This is a genomic window from Shewanella sp. SR44-4 (assembly GCF_014163715.1).
In the GTDB taxonomy this organism is placed as follows: Bacteria; Pseudomonadota; Gammaproteobacteria; order Enterobacterales; family Shewanellaceae; genus Shewanella.
Window position 1 is genome coordinate 1 of record NZ_JACJDU010000170.1, and the last position, 265, is coordinate 265.

A 265-nucleotide genomic window follows, 5' to 3' on the forward strand; every position below is an offset into this window, starting at 1 on the left:
CAAGGCTAAATACTCCTGACTGACCGATAGTGAACCAGTACCGTGAGGGAAAGGCGAAAAGAACCCCTGTGAGGGGAGTGAAATAGAACCTGAAACCGTATACGTACAAGCAGTGGGAGCGGTTCCGTCCTTCGGGACAAGAGACCGTGACTGCGTACCTTTTGTATAATGGGTCAGCGACTTACATTTTGTAGCGAGGTTAAGCGAATAGCGGAGCCGTAGGGAAACCGAGTGTTAACTGCGCGTTTAGTTGCAAGGTGTAGAC

General features: G+C 50.2%; 1 rRNA gene. It reads left to right on the plus strand.

Annotated features, from left to right (window positions below):
• A 23S ribosomal RNA gene (locus tag H5125_RS21930) occupies nucleotides 1–265 on the plus strand; the annotation flags it as partial.